The organism is Enterococcus sp. AMC1157 (assembly GCF_058216555.1).
This window is the reverse complement of sequence record NZ_CM177099.1, coordinates 2409806-2425470: the sequence shown is the minus strand read 5'-3', so window position 1 is coordinate 2425470 and position 15665 is coordinate 2409806. Positions and strand designations below refer to the sequence as shown.

The window sequence follows — 15665 nt, the reverse complement described above, 5'->3', positions numbered from 1 at the left end:
ATGATCGCCAATTTTATCATCGCGACAAAGAAATCGATCTACCCAACTAAATGATTTTGAAACACCTTTTACGATTTCAAGAAAATAAACCGTCTGTTCTTTGATTTTTGCTTTTTTCGAAGAACAAACGGCTTTATTCTGCGATTTTTTACTTTTTTCGAAGAACAAACAGCCTACTTCTACGATTTTTCACTTTTTTTCAAAGAATAGACGGTCTACTTTGAACTTTTTTCATTCTGTGATTGTTGATATTGTGTTACAAAAAAATCTGTAACTAAATCCATCGTCTCGCCTTTGACAAGATGTCTTTCATTAGCAGTGTGGAAACTAATTTCATCTCCTTGATTTTGATTTACAAAGTTTGCAACTTGTTCATAGGGAATTTTTTCGTCTTCTGTTCCATGCCAAAATAATAACGGACGTTTAGATACCTTTGAATAAAGAGAGTTCAAATCATAGTCTTCAATCCAACCAGTCAGCAAATCATAATCTATAGGTAGAGAGTAACCTCTTTGAATGATATTTTTTTTAAGGGCTGCTCGATACTCTAAGTAATCTGGTGAACCCATCACACAAGCAGCAACTGAAATTTCTGGATGATGGACCAAAAGACCACAAGTCGTCATTCCTCCCATAGAAACTCCGCCCACTCCAATCCAGTCTACTAAATCCATATGTCTAAAAAAATCAACAATAAAGGAAAATTCAAATAAATTGGTATGAATACTCTGCCAAAAAGTCAATGAAGGAATTGCCGATACTTCAGTTTTACGTTCGCCATGATTCGCAGCATCGGGTAAGACCACTCTAAAACCTTGCTTCGCTAATTTTCTACCTTGTGTTAGAACCAATTCTTTTTGTGTTTGCCAACCATGATAGTAAATAATCAATGGTAGTTTTTCATATATTTTTTCTTGGTCAACAACTTCCAAGATTGGAATGTTGCCAATTTTTCGATGTCTGATTTCAAGTTTCATTGCCTCATCCTCCAAATTCTAGTATAAGTGATTTTAGAAAAAGATACCTAGATGAAGATTGGAAAACTAACTATGTTAAAAAATGACATCGCTAGATAAATATTTGTGAATAGGAGATTGGTCTTGTGTTCCATTTTTCAACTTTTTCGAACGGTGGAGCACTCCTCTGTTTCATTTTCTTACTTTTTCGAATGGTGGATAAAGTTTACTTTCGTGGAATACAAAAAATCCTCATGATTCCCACCTAAATGGGTATCACAAGGATTTTTTTATTCAGCTGCTTCGATAACGTCAATAACTTTCATCAAACGAGTTAGATTTCCACGTTCGCTTTCGGCTAATGTTCGTTCAATATAAGCAATTGTTTCTGTTAGTTGCGGAATTGTCATGTACTCTAACGCATTAACACGACGACGAGTACGTTCAATTTCATCCGACATCAACTGACAGGTTTTCTCAATTTCAGCCAATTGTAACATCAGTGGCAAGATTGATTCTAAATGAGTTAGTGATAAGTCTAATTCGCTTGTGGTACTCACAAAACCATAAGAGAATGTATCATCCACATTGTCTTCTTCATAAACTTCATTTAGAACGGGTACGTCCATGTTCATAATTGTTTTGCTTTGAACATCCAATGAAATTTTATTATGAGGAATCACAAAAGCTTCTTGTAAAACATTGTCTGGAATACTACTTGATGCAAGCACATAATTTTCCATGCCTTCTTGCACAGCAACTTCCATTTTGGTACGCAATTCTTGGTTTTTTTTGATTAACAGAATGAATTGGCGAACCAATTCATCTTGCTTATCTTTCAATAACTTATGTCCTCTGGTCGCAGTCGTTAATCGTCTTCGTAGTCGGCTTAACTCCATTCGTGTCGGATTGACATTTAGTATTGCCATGAATTACTCAACTCCTTCAGGGAGATACTTCTCAATAAATTCTTCCTTAATACGACTTAGTTCTTCTTTTGGCAGGGTAGCTAACAATTTCCAACCTAAATCAAGAGTTTCTTCAATCGAACGATTGGTATTGAAGCCTTGATTGACATATTCTTTTTCAAAAAGATCCGCAAAACGAGCTAGTTTTTTGTCTTGTTCAGATAAGGCAGACTCACCCAAAACAATTGATAATTCTTTAGCTGTTTTTCCATCCGCATAAGCAGAATAGATTTGGTTCATCGTAGACGCATGATCTTCACGTGTTTTACCTTCACCCGTTCCTTTATCTTTCAAACGAGACAAACTTGGCAGGATATCTAAAGGTGGATTAATATTTTTCTTATCTAGTTCTCTAGAAAGAATGATTTGTCCTTCAGTAATATATCCGGTTAAGTCAGGAATTGGATGAGTTTTATCTCCATCAGGCATGGTTAAAATCGGAATTTGAGTAATAGATCCTTTTTTCCCGATTACACGACCTGCACGTTCGTACAAGGTAGCCAAGTTCGTATACAAGTAACCAGGATAACCACGACGACCAGGTACTTCACGACGAGCGGCAGAGATTTCACGTAACGCTTCGCAGTAGTTAGTCATATCAGTCATAATTACTAGTACGTGCATATCACGTTCAAAGGCTAAATATTCTGCTGCTGTTAGAGCCATACGAGGTGTCGCAATCCGTTCAATCGCTGGATCATTGGCTAAGTTCAAGAATAGGACAGAACGATCCAATGCTCCCGTTTTTCTAAATTCGCTAATGAAAAATTCTGACTCTTCAAAAGGAATTCCAATGGCTGCAAAGACAATCGCAAAGTTTCCTTCATCTCCAGGTACAGTTGCTTGTCTAGCAATCTGAGCCGCAATTTCATTATGTGGTAAACCAGATGCAGAAAAGATTGGTAACTTTTGTCCACGAACTAAAGTGTTCAAGTGATCGATCGTTGAAATTCCTGTTTGAATAAATTCATCTGGAAAGTCACGAGCGACAGGGTTAATTGATTCACCATTTACATCTAAACGTTTTTCAGGAATAATACGTGGACCATTGTCTTTTGGTTGACCTAGTCCATCAAATACACGACCTAACATATCAGGAGATACACCCAAAGTTAGACCATTTCCTAAGAAGCGAACTTTACTTTCTTCTGCGCCTAAATCACTTGTTCCTTCAAAAATTTGGACAACAGCTTTGTCGTCCGTAATTTCTAATACTTGTCCACGACGAAGTTCGCCACTGTCAGTACGGATTTCAACTAGTTCGTCAAATTTTGCTCCTTTAACATTTTCAACAACCATTAAAGGACCGGCAATTTCTGAGACGGAACGGTACTCTTTTAACATTAGTTCATTCCCCCTCTCTCTAAAATTGTTTGGATGGTTTGATGGATTTCATTATGAATTTCATCTAAACGATCCATTTCTTCTTCAGGTATATATTTACTACGAGCAATTCTTTCTCTAATCGAAACTGTTCCGTTAATAATTTCATTCACGTAAGCTCCTAATTGAATGCCGCGTTGCGCTTCTTGATTGAAGAATAAAATATTGTTTAACATTTTGAATTGTTTTTCTCTTGAAGTAAACGTATCTACATCATCAAAAGCGTTTTGTTGTAAGTAATCTTGACGTAAAGAACGTGCTGTAATCATTGTGATACGGTCTTTTTGAGAAAGAGACTCAATACCTACCAATTGCACGATTTCTTCCAAACGGCTTTCTTCTTGTAAAATAGACATTGCTTCATTGACTTCTTTTGACCATTCATCACCTAAAATAGAATCTAAATAATCGTTCATTTCATCTTCATATAATGAATAAGAATTAATCCAGTTAATTGATGGGAAATGACGTTTTTGCGCCAAGACACTATCTAAAGCCCAGAATACTTTTACAATTCGCAAAGTATTTTGCGTAACTGGCTCTGAAATATCTCCTCCAGCTGGAGAAACCGCACCAATTGCAGTGATACTACCTTCTCTGGGCTCTGTTCCAACTGTTTGGAAACGTCCTGCACGCTCATAGTACTCTGCCAAACGACTACCTAAGTAGGCTGGATATCCTTCATCGCCTGGAATTTCTTGCATACGACCACTCATTTCACGTAATGCTTCCGCCCAACGTGAAGTAGAATCCGCCATGATTGCTACACTGTATCCCATGTCACGATAATATTCAGCAATAGTAATTCCAGTATAAATCGAAGCCTCACGGGCAGCTACTGGCATATTTGAAGTATTGGCAATTAAAACAGTTCTTTCCATAATTGATTCTCCTGTTACAGGATCCACTAATTCAGGAAATTCATTAATTACATCCTTCATTTCATTCCCACGTTCACCACAACCAACGTAAACCACGATGTCTACATCCGCCCATTTAGCAATTTGATGCTGAACGACGGTTTTACCGGCACCAAAAGGGCCTGGCACGGCAGCCGAGCCACCTTTTGCTACTGGGAAAAATGTATCAATTACACGTTGTCCAGTTACCAATGGTTCACCTGGTGTTAATTTTCTTTTGAAAGGACGTGGCTTACGAACTGGCCAGCGTTGCATCATAGTGATTTCTTTTTCCCCATTGATTGTGTCTAATACACAAATCATTTCATGGATTGAAAATTCACCACTTCTAATTTTTTTGATGGTTCCTTCAACTTTATCAGGAACCATTACACGATGTTCAATCGCTTTTGTTTCTTGAACAGTTCCTAAGATATCTCCAGAAACAACTTTATCTCCTACAGCTTTTGTCGCAGTGAATGCCCACTTTTTCTCGCCGTCAAGAGGTTCAATCGACACACCACGCTCTAAAAATTCACTGTTGGTTTGTGCCATAAATTTATCTAAAGGACGTTGAATTCCATCAAACATTTGCGTTAATAAACCGGGAGCCAGTTCTACTGACAATGGTGCGCCTGTCGTCTCAACAACTTCACCAGGTCCGATTCCAGCAGTTTCTTCATATACCTGAATGGATGCAACACCTTTTCTTAATTCAATAATTTCTCCGATTAAGCCTTTGTCACTGACCTTACAGATTTCATGGATTTTTGCACCTTGAAGTCCGTGAGCAGTAACTAAAGGACCGGAAACTGTTGTGATTGTTCCGATTGCCAAAAAATCTCCTCCTTGTTCCTAATAAATGGAACGCGTTCATTCAGTCGTCTAAAATATTCATTCCAATTGCTTTTTCTACATTTTTTTGAATACGAGCCAAGCCAATACCTAAACTCCCTGTACTACTAGGAATTGGGATAATTGCTGGTGTTGGTCGATCATCAAATTGAGCAATGGTTTCTTCTAATTGTTCGGTCAAACGCTCGGTAATAAAAATTACTCCGTAGTCTTCCGCCATTTCAATCAGAAGTTCTCGTGCAGCTTCTAAGCTGGTAATAGGAAAAACATCAATTCCTAAACCTTTAAAAGGTAAGATAGAGTTTTTCCCACCCAACATTCCAATCTTTTTATACATAGATATCACGCACCCGACTTCGTAAAATTTCCTCAGGGATTTGATTGATTTTACCAACTAGTAAAATACGTAAATTTTTAATTTCTGTTTCTTTTGCATAAATATATCCAATAATTGCCGTTGGACCAAAAGGAACAATTTTTAATTCTTTCAGACGTTCCATCATGAAGTTATCCTTAAGTAAATCAATACTATTTAAGGTTTTTTGAGTTGTAATTTCTTCGTAACTTTCCTTAATCAATCGTTTATATGGTGTATCCATTAAATAATTAACGAAAGTATCTAATGATTCACCAATTGTATCCAATATGTTGTCAGTAGAAAGTGTACCACCTTCAGCTAAAACGGCACTGATAAAGCCTAAATGGCGATCTAGTAAATGACTGCGTAAGGCTGTTGAAATATTAAAAACATCAATATTTCGGCTAACCAAAGTCACTAACTCTTCTCTTTTTTCAGACTCTGATATCGAACGCATATGTTGCCAATAGTGATTGTCAAAGATAATATCAAGAGATTGATGTGCTTGATAAGATTCAATGTACTCAAAAACTTCTTTAATACACTCATTCATCTGTTTAGGAACATTTTGATTGCGACGATTCTCAACTAAATCTTTTAATTCTGACAAAGGAACAGAACCATAAGGAATCAGCAAGGAAGATAAATCTTCTTTATTGTATACTCCTTTTACCAATACCTTTAGATTTTGATAGTCATATTTTAATGAAAACAAATCAATGACTAGACGGTCTGGAGAAATATCATACAGATTGTCATACATTCTTTTTTGTTCAGCATTTAAAACTTCTTCAAAATCTTGTATCTTCAGTCCTTCATAGATAAAGTCTCCATAAGGCGTATCTTCTAAAATACCGTAAATCTCGCTAGGGTCTGAAACGGTCAGCAGTCTCTCATAAACTGCCTCTCCTAACAGTTGTCCTTCATAAGTACGAATACGTGTATTGACGGTGTTAAACTGAATGTCTTTCATTTTTACACCTCGCTCATATTAATGTATGAAAGTTTTACAAAACAAAACTTTCTTTGTTTTTCGCTACGGATACCATCCTACTAGTTTGAAGTTCCTAGTAAGTAGGAGTGGCAACCTCGCTCATATTAATGTATGAAAGTTTTACAAAACAAAACTTTCTTTGTTTTTCGCTACGGATACCATCCTACTAGTTTGAAGTTCCTAGTAAGTAGGAGTGGCAACCTCGCTCATATTAATGTATGAAAGTTTTACAAAACAAAACTTTCTTTGTTTTTCGCTACGGATACCATTCCACTAGCTTACGATTCCTAGTGCTAGGTCGGTTTAGTGTATTTAAATTTTCAAAAAACGAAAATTTAAATTCGATCCTCTCTTCGCATACCATCTCACTAGTTTAGAGGTCCTAGTATGTGAGACTGGCAAAGTGGAACTGGCAACCTCGCTCATAATAATGTAAGAAAGTTTGTTCTACAAACTTCCTTGTGATTTTCTTGCATAGCATTTCAACTGTTTCGTTAGCAAAATAAGTCACACTAACGAAACAATAGTCTTTTTTTATGCAAAAATTAGTTTTAATAATTCAACACTTAGTTCTTCTTCTGAAGCATTTAAAAGTGCCTCGAATAGAAAGTTTAATTCTAAATAATCTTGTTTTAAGACAAATCCATGACTATTTGGAATCACTTCAGAACTGATTTTTAAGTTCAAGTCTGTTGCAGATTTCCATTCTTCAATTGCTTCTTTTGTCGCATGTTTTTGACTGTGAGAACCTAAAATTAATTCAGCTTCTCCTTCAAAGCCAGCTTTTGCTAAATTGAGCTTTACAAATTGAGTAAATTCTTCCGTCGATAAATTGGCTAATTTTTCTCTTGCTTCTGAGAAAATTTCATCCAAAACATCTTGTCTTGTTGACAAGATTTGACTTCTTGATTGAACATTCGCATCCGATTTACGCAGATTCAAATCGGCTTGGACTTTTTTTTCGTAACGCATTAAACGTGCTTCTAATTGTTGATCCAACTGTTTTTTCTGTGAATCTATTTGATTATCAATCTCTATTTGTCCAGTTTGGATGATTTTTTCTTTTTGCGCTTGGGCATCTTGGATAATCTTATCTGTTAACTTTGTGATATCCGACATCTTACCCCTCCTCATTTATAATAAGTGGAACGGGCATCCTAGTTCATAACAAGTAAGAATGAAATAACGAATCCTAGAATCCCATATGTTTCCATCATCGCTACGTATACAATCCCTTTCGTTACGTGCTCAGGTTTTTTAGCTAAAATTTGCATTGCCGCACAAGCAGCGCGTCCTTGGTACATACCTGCAGCAATCGCTGTAAAGGCAATTGGCAATGAGGCAACAAATAAGAATAATCCACGATCTAAACTAATATCGCCAGTCATTTGTAAAAAAATCATGAACGAAATAACGAATCCATATAAACCCTGTGTTGCTGAAAGTAATTCAAGAATTAAGGCTTGACCAAATTTTTCTGGTTGCTCTGCTGTTAATCCTGCCGCTGCTTCCGCTGTTAAACCTACACCAATTGTAGAACCAATTCCTCCACAAATTGTCGCTGTTGCAACTCCTAAGGCCGCAAAAATCATTCCACCATTCTCATAAAAAAAAGTAATCCAGTTTTCCATCTATTCTTCCCCCTGCTGTTGTTTTTCTTCTGATATAACTTCAACGTATTCTTCACTTGCTTTAATTGGTTTAAATGCACGTCCGCCACCCACAAAGAATTTTCCGAAGAATTCTAGGTACTGTAGACGAATACCATGCACATAGGCACTCAAGTAACTTAGGAAAATGTTCAATCCGTGTAATAATACGAACAAAACAATTCCAATTGTAAATCTTGCTGGTGTTGGTAAATACCCAATGATTAAGTTAAAAGCTGCTGCGATACTTCCCCCAGCGACACCTAAAGCCATCAAACGTGTATAACTGATTAAATCTCCTAAGTAGTTAGTTACGTCCATCAAAGCATATAAACCGGTACCAATTTTACCTGCAAAAGTATTTCCATCTAGAGAACCACCGATGACGATAACAACTAAACTAATAATCAGACCAATAACACCCATACGTTGTAGATCACTATTATTCAAAACGACCATGCCTAGTACAATCACTAAGGCACTGATTAAGAAAAACATCCATGAGCCCGCTTGTAAGATCGCTCGTAACTTATCATTTTTCTTTTTCCATAACACATAGAAATTTAACATCAAACCAAACATCATTTGGATGTAACCAAAGGTAACTGCCAATACTAAAATTTCAGTGATATCTTGGCTTGCAGATAATAATTGGAATGAAAATTCAAATCCAAAAATATTTCCGTAAATCAAGCCCCACATCATCGTTGGTACTGAAGCAATTTGGAACATCGTGATGCTGTTTCGTAATCCTGATTTGAAGTTAAAGATTTTTTTTCCAATTGTTGTTGCTAAAAACAGTAACAATCCATAACCAAAATCGGCTACCATCATACCAAAAGCTAAGACATAAAAAGGTGCCATAAAGGCAGTCGGATCCATTTCATCATATTTGGGTAAGTTAAACATTTCAACTAATCCCTCGAAAGGTTTCACTAACGGTCCATTTTTTAACAAGATAGGCACATCATCAATCTCTTCTTCGCTTACTTCAGCAAAATCTAAAAAGTAGCTGTCTTCCGTAATTGATTCGATGGTTTTTTTCAATCGTTCTGCTTTATCAACTGGAATCCAACCAGCGATGTTCACGGTATGATTAGATTCTAATAAATACTCATGACTATCTCGACGAATAGCTAAATCAGTAAAGTATTCGGCAACTAAACCTAACGCTTCATACTCTTCTCGTTTGTTTCGAAGTTGCTCTTTTATTGATGCTTCTTCCTGTGCCAATGCCTCAGACTTTTCCGTTGATGTATCTCGACGGTCCTGCTCAATCAACCGTAAACGTTTATCCATTTGTCTTAATTCACTATGAATTTTTTTCCAGTCGTAGTTTTGCGTATGTTCGGAAAGTTCTCGTAAAGTATAACTTTTAGGGGGGTGTCTTAAAGCGGCCAGCATACTCATTTTAGGAAGGTATTGGTCTAGAAATCTTCTAGCCCAATTAATTTGACTAATCTGCTTTTCAATCTCTTTGGAGTCTTCATCGACTTCTACTCGAGAGAATGGCGTGCTCAATCCTTCATAGAAAGGTTCTGCAAGAAGTAATTCTATTTCTTGAAAATCTTGAAATTTTTCTAATAAATCCTCTTGAAATTCATCAAAAGTAATCAAATTAAATTTCTGCATTTTTACAATAGCCATACTAATTCACAACCTTTTCTACGATTGTTTTAAGCGCCAACGCTCTTTTCTCAGGAGCAATATTGTGTAGCTGATGAATTTCAGATTTGGTTTGACTTTCTAGAGGTTCATTAAAACTTGAAAATTCATTTTCCGCACGTTCGGTAATTTCTTGCTGTCGTTCTTTTTCAATTTCCATCAATTCTTTAGAATAACCTTCAAGTGTCTCAGGAATTTCATCACGTAAACGTTGTAAATGATCTTCTGCTTCACGAATAATTCTTGACGCTTCGACTTCGGCTTTTTCTAATTGCTGAATGACATCTATATTCATACTTTTCGCTCCTTCTCTTTATTTCGGTAAATGTGATACTAAAAATTACATACGATTATTCTTCGTACCTCTTCAATAGATCAGCAACAGAGTGGTTCCCCAAATGATTTCTCAACAAATTTTCTCCTTCTTGAAAAAGCAATAGCAGATTATTCTCTACTCGACCTGCTTTTTCAGAATGTGTGTATACCCGGTTTGCTAAATTTTGTGTACGAATATAAGAATCCTGTCCTTCAATGGCATAAAAAACATCAAGCACACTGATTTCATGTAAAGGTCTAGCCAAAACAAAGCCGCCACCTTTACTGATGCTCGAGTTCACCATATCGCTTATGACAAGTTTCCGTAGAATTTTTTTCAGATAGGAATCAGAAACGCCTAGCTTTTGACTAATCATCGCCCCTTTAATCGGACAATTTTCTGTCTCCTTTGACAAAATTAGAAGAACATATAAAGCTTCTTCTAAACTATTTTTCAATTTCATTTTTGTTACTCCTTCATCCATTTATCTGCTCATGAAAAAGCTTGTTGAAACAATTCCAACGATCTTTTTTCACTCAGATAGCTCATACCTATAACTGATTTTCTTTCGAGGACAAATAATATCTATAAATAAAGCATAACGGATAGAAAAAAGACCGTCAAGGAAGTTTCCGAAAAAAATAAATTTTTTCTTCCTATATATATGTAATTTTTTAAAATTTATGTCTTAATTTGCTTAAAAAAACAAAAAAAGCAGACAACTCAGTCTAACGACTTAGCTTTCTGCTTATCCTCTTCGTAAATATAAAGACTGACTCCCCATCTTTTGATAGATTTCTTTCATCTCATCAATTTTGATTTCTATTTCCTTATCTGTTAACGGATCGTTCACATACACACGGTACTGATCCATCCCAACAATCAAAACACCATGAACATATTCAGGAACAGTCAACACCTTGTTCTCTGTTTCCCATGTTTTATTTTTGCGCTGATCGGGAATTTTTAAATCTTTACTCACTGCTATCCATACTGGACGGTTCCTTTGTACTTGTTCCAATAGCTCTTCAAAGGGAGTCATTTCACCCGCAATCACATGATACTCTTCTCCTACTACTTCTTGGGCGATTCGGGCTAACGGACTAGCATACACCCCTAAAGCCTCTCCTGAAGCGATATTGCCCACAAATGCTTCTGTGGGATCTCCGTGTAAACCATTTTCTGCTTCAAGCGGAACAGTAGGAAGCATCTCTGCTAGTTCATTTTTAGTTGTGTCAAAACGATAATATCTAAGTAACATAGATAAAGCCGTTACACCACCACCATTTTCTAAAGCGGGTTCATCTAATTGTTTTTCCATTGGAACATCTAAAAGTATCGTTTTGATAAATTTACGTGCCCCTTTAACTTCTGTCGCTTCATCTCTTGGTACAATCACAATTTGGTCGTCACTCGTATAAGTGGCTTCTTCTTTAAATTCTTTTCCTGGTTCTTGAACCGTTTCATCCTCAGCTACCTCTGTAACAACGGTCTCATTTGTCGCTGCCTCATCTGTATCTCCTCGAAACCAAAAATACATTCCAACAGCTCCTAGACCAAGAATCACTATTAACATACCTATTTTTTTCATGTCTGAATCCTCCTAATATAAGGACAGTATTCGATAAATTGTAAAAAATTTTTACTCATAATCTTTGTTAACGATGATTTCCACTCGTCGATTTCTAGAAAATGCTTCTTCAGTTTGCTCACTATCGATAGGTTGTTTTTCAGCAAAAGCTTGGATAGAAATTCGATCTGGATTCACACCCTCTTGATCTACTAAATATTCCATCACAGAAATCGCTCGATTGGCACTTAATTCCCATCCAGAAACTGTCGCACTTGGAAAGTCTGCTGTATGACCTGCAACAACAATATCTTTATCCAAATCCTTAATTTCATTTGAAACAACATCTAAATATTTTTCGACAGCAGATGTCAATTCATCGCTCCAAGCATCAAATAAAATACTATCTTGTAGTGAAATATAAATACCATTAGAACGTAAAGAAACTTCCACATCATCTGCTAAATTAGCATCTTCAAAAGCCGTTTTAATATTTTCACGTGTTTCAGCCATTTTCTGATCTTCTAATTTTTGTGATAGTTGCGCTTCTTTTGCAGTTTCTGATGAAATAGTTCGTTCTGAATCAGCAGCACCATTACCTTCTCCTGTACCCGCTCCTGTAGAAGTTTGACCTAGATTCACAATATTTCCTAAAATCGAGTCTCCACCCGTTGAGGCACCGAAATAGTCTCCTAAGTGTTCACTTAGCTGATCATACTGATCCCCACCTGCAGCAACGGCACCAAACATTACAATAAACAACGACAGCGACAAGGTCATCATATCAGAATACGGCAACATCCAACGTTCATCTAGTTCTTCTTCTCGCTTTTTCTTTCTTGGCATTTTCTTTCACAACCTTTATGCTTCATTTGCTGGACGTTTGTCCGGTTCAATTAAACTGAATAATTTTTGTTCGATTGTTTTTGGTGAAAGTCCGGATTGAATTCCCATAACACCTTCAATAGCCATATACATTTCTTGTACTTCTATTTCCGATTTTGCAGCCAGTCGAGTTGAAATAGGAATCATAATCAAATACCCTACAGCAATCCCGTAAACTGTGGAAACAAAAGAAGAAGAAATCAAACCACCTAATTCTCCAACGGCTTCTAAATTACCTAATGCGGCAATCATCCCCGTACAAGAACCTAGCACTCCTAATGTCGGGGCAGTTGCACCGGCAGTTTTAAACATTTTATTTGCTGATAAGTGACGATCTTCCAGACTCGAAATCTCATTTTCTAAAATTTCTTGAATTTGCTCTGGATTAACTCCATCCACAACCATTTCCATTCCTTTTTTCAAAAAAGGATTCTCTAAATTTTGAACGCTATTTTCTAAAGATAACAAGCCATCTCTTCTCGCCATATTGGCTAATTCTACAATTTGACCAACGACAGCTTCTGGCTTTTCTTCTTCTTTACGAAATAATACACCAAAAATTTTAGGTAAACGAGCCAATTCTTTTGTTGAATAACTACTTACCATTACGGCAATAATTCCTAAGAATACGATAAACATTGCAGCAGGATTGACTAGCATTCCTAAAGCAACTCCATTAAAAACTGTTCCTAAGAGCAGTGTTGCTAATCCTAAGATAAAACCAATTACTAAAACGACATCCATTTCTTCTAATCCTCCTGATTATGTTTACTATAAACACTATCGGTTACTTTCTTTCTTCTTTAAGTATTTTTCAAAATAGACTCTTACTTGAGCTTTTTACAGTAAAATACCCGAACGATAGAAGAGTGCTTCTGAGATCCAATTGTTCCTGATCACAGCTTCACCTAGAATTAGTAAGAACTCATTCTATCTCGTTCGGATATTTTTATCTTGTTTTTGCTTAGCTTTTTTATTGAATTAAATCGATAATTGTTTCCATGTATCCAGTAATTCAGTAAGTAAGTTTTGAACTTCTGCCAAGATTGTAACGTCTTTATCAATATTGGCTAGTACTAAACGATCATACATATATTCGTATAAATCAATTAAGTCTTGAGGAATTTGGCTTTCCACTTCTGTATTAATCGAATAACGTAACTCCATCACGATATCTTGAGAACGAATAATTTGTTCGCTAGCTTGAGCCATATTATTATTCTCAATCGCTAGACTTCCTAGACGTATTTTCTTGATTGCCCCTTCCAATAACATTTCAATCAATTTATTGGGAGACGCACTCATCACTTGGTTTTTCAAATAATTTTCTTGCATATTTTGATACATTTTTGATAGCCTACTTTCAATAGTAAAATTCATAATCTGAAGAGACGGGTTGTTGATACGAATTTGCTTTTTTTGCTGGATTATTTAGGCGACTCAATTCTTTGGTCACTTCCTGTTTTTTCACTGCCAATTCTTTCAAAATCTCTTGATAACGATGAACAATTTTTTTCATAACTGCTTGATGTTCTTGCAAGACTTCGGGTTGGCTAAAAAGCTCTTTAATTGTTGCTGCACTAACTTCCAGTACCGCTTCAATGGCATTAATTTCTTTTGCTTCTTCCAGTTGGACCAGCAACTCTGCTAAACGGTTACCGTAATCTGTTTCTTCCATCTAGTTGCCACCATTAAAGGAATTAATTTGATTAATCAAAAAGCCCATTTGTTCTTCTGCCTTCATCATTGCTTGATCTAAACGACTAAACATATCTACATAGCGTGCTTTTCTCACTTCAATCATTTCATCAATTCGAGTCACTTGGCGGTTTAAATCTTTGATTGTTGCTTCATAAGAATCAAACTTCGTTGCTAAAATCCCTTTATTCTCGGATCTTTCAGAAAGATATTTATCGGTAACCACTCTTAGATTTTCTGAATAACCCGTTGTTTTTGTTTCTCCGTCCACAGTCTCTCTTTTGTAGAAGAAATCTTGTACGCCTTGAGGGTCTTTGGCTAACATCTCATCTAATTTTGCTTCATCTAAAGCTAAGGTTCCTTGACGATCAGAAATTGAAATCCCTACTTGGAAAGCACGAAGATCAGAACCTAGCGTATAAGAAGGTGCCACCAAATTACGTAATTCTGTTTGTAAACGAGTCAGTGTCGTATCGCCAGACAAGGCTCCTGTACTATTGCCATCTGCACTTGGATCACCTACATCACTTTTTTCACTAACTAATGACATTAAACTATTGTATTGTGTCACAAAGTCTTTAACGGCTGTTTTAATTTTAGCTGTATCATTTTTTAATGAAAGAGACACATTAGATTCTGTCGTTTGTAATAAATTGAAAGTGACACCATCAACCACATCATCCACAGCATTTGATTGACGAGTAATTTCAATCCCGTTTAAAGTAAATTTCGCATCTTGACCCGCAGTTAAATTCTCGGAATCTAATCCCAATTCACTTGCTGCACTTCCAGAAACACTAAACTGTCTTTCACCCGTTTGTCTGTCAGTTAAGACTAATTGGTTGTCAATAATATTAGCTGTAATATTTGAGTCTTTCGTTTGTGCATTGATTTTATCTGCCACAGCTTTTAAAGAATCGCCTGATGCAATGTCAAAGGTAAATTCTTTAGCTGTCCCATCTTCATTTAATTCGGCAGTTGTCAAACGTAATTCTCCCGCAACTGCCATAGCGTCTGTGGAAGAATCCCGTCTAATCGTACTACGCAAACTACTAGAAGTTGCTAGTTGATTAATTTTTAATTGGTAATTTCCTTCTGCAGCCGAAGCCGTTCCAGAAATAGTGACGCTTTTATCGTCAGAATTGGTAATTTTTTTACTTTGAAACGTCGCTGGTTTTTGTAAATCTTCCACTCGTTTCATTAAATTAGTTAAGCGTGTTTTGATATCACTCCACGCAGTCTTTTGTCCTTGTACTTCCGTAATTTGATTTTGCACCCGCATTTTGGGAATCGCGTCTGCCTCTAATAACTTGTCGATTTGCTCAGAACCAATGCCTGAAAATTGTCCTAATAATCCGCTAATACCGGATGAACTTGTGATACTTGCCATATCGATATCCCTCTCTCCATGTAATCTCTTAAGACTATTATCGGTCATTTCTTTTTCTTTTTAAAGGAGGAAATAAAAA

The 15665-nt window shown here is 36.3% G+C and carries 17 protein-coding genes; all 17 read right to left on the bottom strand.

Annotation, left to right across the window (positions count from 1 at the left end):
• Positions 1-215 precede the first annotated feature (215 nt).
• Positions 216-977 carry an alpha/beta fold hydrolase gene (locus tag AC4BBX_RS11860; RefSeq protein WP_490454030.1) on the bottom strand — a complete coding sequence of 254 codons (762 nt, stop codon included), beginning with the start codon at positions 975-977 and terminating at the stop codon, positions 216-218.
• Between the two features lie 269 nt (positions 978-1246).
• The gene (locus AC4BBX_RS11855; protein WP_490454029.1) at positions 1247-1885 is read right to left on the bottom strand and encodes a V-type ATP synthase subunit D; all 639 of its coding nucleotides are present in this window, start codon (positions 1883-1885) and stop codon (positions 1247-1249) included.
• Positions 1886-1888: 3 nt separating this feature from the next.
• A complete protein-coding gene (locus AC4BBX_RS11850) occupies positions 1889-3268 on the bottom strand; it encodes a V-type ATP synthase subunit B (protein ID WP_490454028.1) in 1380 nt (459 codons plus the stop codon).
• A complete protein-coding gene (locus tag AC4BBX_RS11845; RefSeq protein ID WP_490454027.1) occupies positions 3268-5043 on the bottom strand; it encodes a V-type ATP synthase subunit A in 1776 nt (591 codons plus the stop codon). The genes AC4BBX_RS11850 and AC4BBX_RS11845 overlap by 1 nt, the downstream gene beginning before the upstream one ends.
• Before the next feature lie 40 nt (positions 5044-5083).
• A complete protein-coding gene (locus AC4BBX_RS11840) occupies positions 5084-5398 on the bottom strand; it encodes a V-type ATP synthase subunit F (protein WP_490454026.1) in 315 nt (104 codons plus the stop codon).
• The gene (locus tag AC4BBX_RS11835) at positions 5391-6392 is read right to left on the bottom strand and encodes a V-type ATP synthase subunit C (protein ID WP_490454025.1); all 1002 of its coding nucleotides are present in this window, start codon (positions 6390-6392) and stop codon (positions 5391-5393) included. Before AC4BBX_RS11835 ends, AC4BBX_RS11840 begins: the two co-directional genes overlap by 8 nt.
• A 555-nt stretch (positions 6393-6947) precedes the next feature.
• Positions 6948-7532 carry a V-type ATP synthase subunit E gene (locus AC4BBX_RS11830; protein ID WP_490454024.1) on the bottom strand — a complete coding sequence of 195 codons (585 nt, stop codon included), beginning with the start codon at positions 7530-7532 and terminating at the stop codon, positions 6948-6950.
• 38 nt (positions 7533-7570) lie between these two features.
• Entirely contained in the window at positions 7571-8044 is a 474-nt protein-coding gene (locus AC4BBX_RS11825; protein ID WP_490454023.1) for a V-type ATP synthase subunit K, read from the bottom strand.
• Positions 8045-9694 (bottom strand): V-type ATP synthase subunit I, encoded by a 1650-nt coding sequence (locus AC4BBX_RS11820; protein ID WP_490455810.1) that lies wholly within the window; start codon positions 9692-9694, stop codon positions 8045-8047.
• Between the two features lie 16 nt (positions 9695-9710).
• Positions 9711-10022 (bottom strand): hypothetical protein, encoded by a 312-nt coding sequence (locus AC4BBX_RS11815; protein WP_490454022.1) that lies wholly within the window; start codon positions 10020-10022, stop codon positions 9711-9713.
• Between the two features lie 55 nt (positions 10023-10077).
• A complete protein-coding gene (locus AC4BBX_RS11810) occupies positions 10078-10506 on the bottom strand; it encodes an RrF2 family transcriptional regulator (protein WP_490454021.1) in 429 nt (142 codons plus the stop codon).
• A 285-nt stretch (positions 10507-10791) separates the two neighbouring features.
• Positions 10792-11634 (bottom strand): C39 family peptidase, encoded by an 843-nt coding sequence (locus AC4BBX_RS11805; protein ID WP_490454020.1) that lies wholly within the window; start codon positions 11632-11634, stop codon positions 10792-10794.
• 51 nt (positions 11635-11685) lie between these two features.
• The gene (locus AC4BBX_RS11800; protein ID WP_490454019.1) at positions 11686-12459 is read right to left on the bottom strand and encodes an OmpA family protein; all 774 of its coding nucleotides are present in this window, start codon (positions 12457-12459) and stop codon (positions 11686-11688) included.
• 15 nt (positions 12460-12474) lie between these two features.
• Positions 12475-13242 (bottom strand): MotA/TolQ/ExbB proton channel family protein, encoded by a 768-nt coding sequence (locus AC4BBX_RS11795; RefSeq protein ID WP_490454018.1) that lies wholly within the window; start codon positions 13240-13242, stop codon positions 12475-12477.
• A 237-nt stretch (positions 13243-13479) separates the two neighbouring features.
• Positions 13480-13845, bottom strand: a complete 366-nt coding sequence (gene fliS / locus AC4BBX_RS11790) for a flagellar export chaperone FliS (RefSeq protein ID WP_490454017.1) — start codon at positions 13843-13845, stop codon at positions 13480-13482.
• Between the two features lie 16 nt (positions 13846-13861).
• Positions 13862-14176, bottom strand: a complete 315-nt coding sequence (locus AC4BBX_RS11785) for a hypothetical protein (RefSeq protein ID WP_490454016.1) — start codon at positions 14174-14176, stop codon at positions 13862-13864.
• Positions 14177-15586 (bottom strand): flagellar filament capping protein FliD, encoded by a 1410-nt coding sequence (fliD, locus tag AC4BBX_RS11780; protein ID WP_490454015.1) that lies wholly within the window; start codon positions 15584-15586, stop codon positions 14177-14179. It abuts the gene before it with no gap.
• Between the last annotated feature and the right edge of the window lie 79 nt (positions 15587-15665).

Excerpts from the sequence above, each read along its gene's own strand:
- AC4BBX_RS11810 (WP_490454021.1), bottom strand. The coding sequence starts at position 10,506 with ATGAAATTGAAAAATAGTTTAGAAGAAGCTTTATATGTTCTTCTAATT.
- AC4BBX_RS11795 (WP_490454018.1), bottom strand. The coding sequence starts at position 13,242 with ATGGATGTCGTTTTAGTAATTGGTTTTATCTTAGGATTAGCAACACTG.
- fliD (WP_490454015.1), bottom strand. The coding sequence starts at position 15,586 with ATGGCAAGTATCACAAGTTCATCCGGTATTAGCGGATTATTAGGACAA.
- AC4BBX_RS11855 (WP_490454029.1), bottom strand. The coding sequence starts at position 1,885 with ATGGCAATACTAAATGTCAATCCGACACGAATGGAGTTAAGCCGACTA.
- AC4BBX_RS11800 (WP_490454019.1), bottom strand. The coding sequence starts at position 12,459 with ATGCCAAGAAAGAAAAAGCGAGAAGAAGAACTAGATGAACGTTGGATG.
- AC4BBX_RS11805 (WP_490454020.1), bottom strand. The coding sequence starts at position 11,634 with ATGAAAAAAATAGGTATGTTAATAGTGATTCTTGGTCTAGGAGCTGTT.
- AC4BBX_RS11785 (WP_490454016.1), bottom strand. The coding sequence starts at position 14,176 with ATGGAAGAAACAGATTACGGTAACCGTTTAGCAGAGTTGCTGGTCCAA.
- AC4BBX_RS11850 (WP_490454028.1), bottom strand. The coding sequence starts at position 3,268 with ATGTTAAAAGAGTACCGTTCCGTCTCAGAAATTGCCGGTCCTTTAATG.
- AC4BBX_RS11815 (WP_490454022.1), bottom strand. The coding sequence starts at position 10,022 with ATGAATATAGATGTCATTCAGCAATTAGAAAAAGCCGAAGTCGAAGCG.
- fliS (WP_490454017.1), bottom strand. The coding sequence starts at position 13,845 with ATGTATCAAAATATGCAAGAAAATTATTTGAAAAACCAAGTGATGAGT.
- AC4BBX_RS11860 (WP_490454030.1), bottom strand. The coding sequence starts at position 977 with ATGAAACTTGAAATCAGACATCGAAAAATTGGCAACATTCCAATCTTG.
- AC4BBX_RS11835 (WP_490454025.1), bottom strand. The coding sequence starts at position 6,392 with ATGAAAGACATTCAGTTTAACACCGTCAATACACGTATTCGTACTTAT.
- AC4BBX_RS11820 (WP_490455810.1), bottom strand. The coding sequence starts at position 9,694 with ATGCAGAAATTTAATTTGATTACTTTTGATGAATTTCAAGAGGATTTA.
- AC4BBX_RS11840 (WP_490454026.1), bottom strand. The coding sequence starts at position 5,398 with ATGTATAAAAAGATTGGAATGTTGGGTGGGAAAAACTCTATCTTACCT.
- AC4BBX_RS11830 (WP_490454024.1), bottom strand. The coding sequence starts at position 7,532 with ATGTCGGATATCACAAAGTTAACAGATAAGATTATCCAAGATGCCCAA.
- AC4BBX_RS11825 (WP_490454023.1), bottom strand. The coding sequence starts at position 8,044 with ATGGAAAACTGGATTACTTTTTTTTATGAGAATGGTGGAATGATTTTT.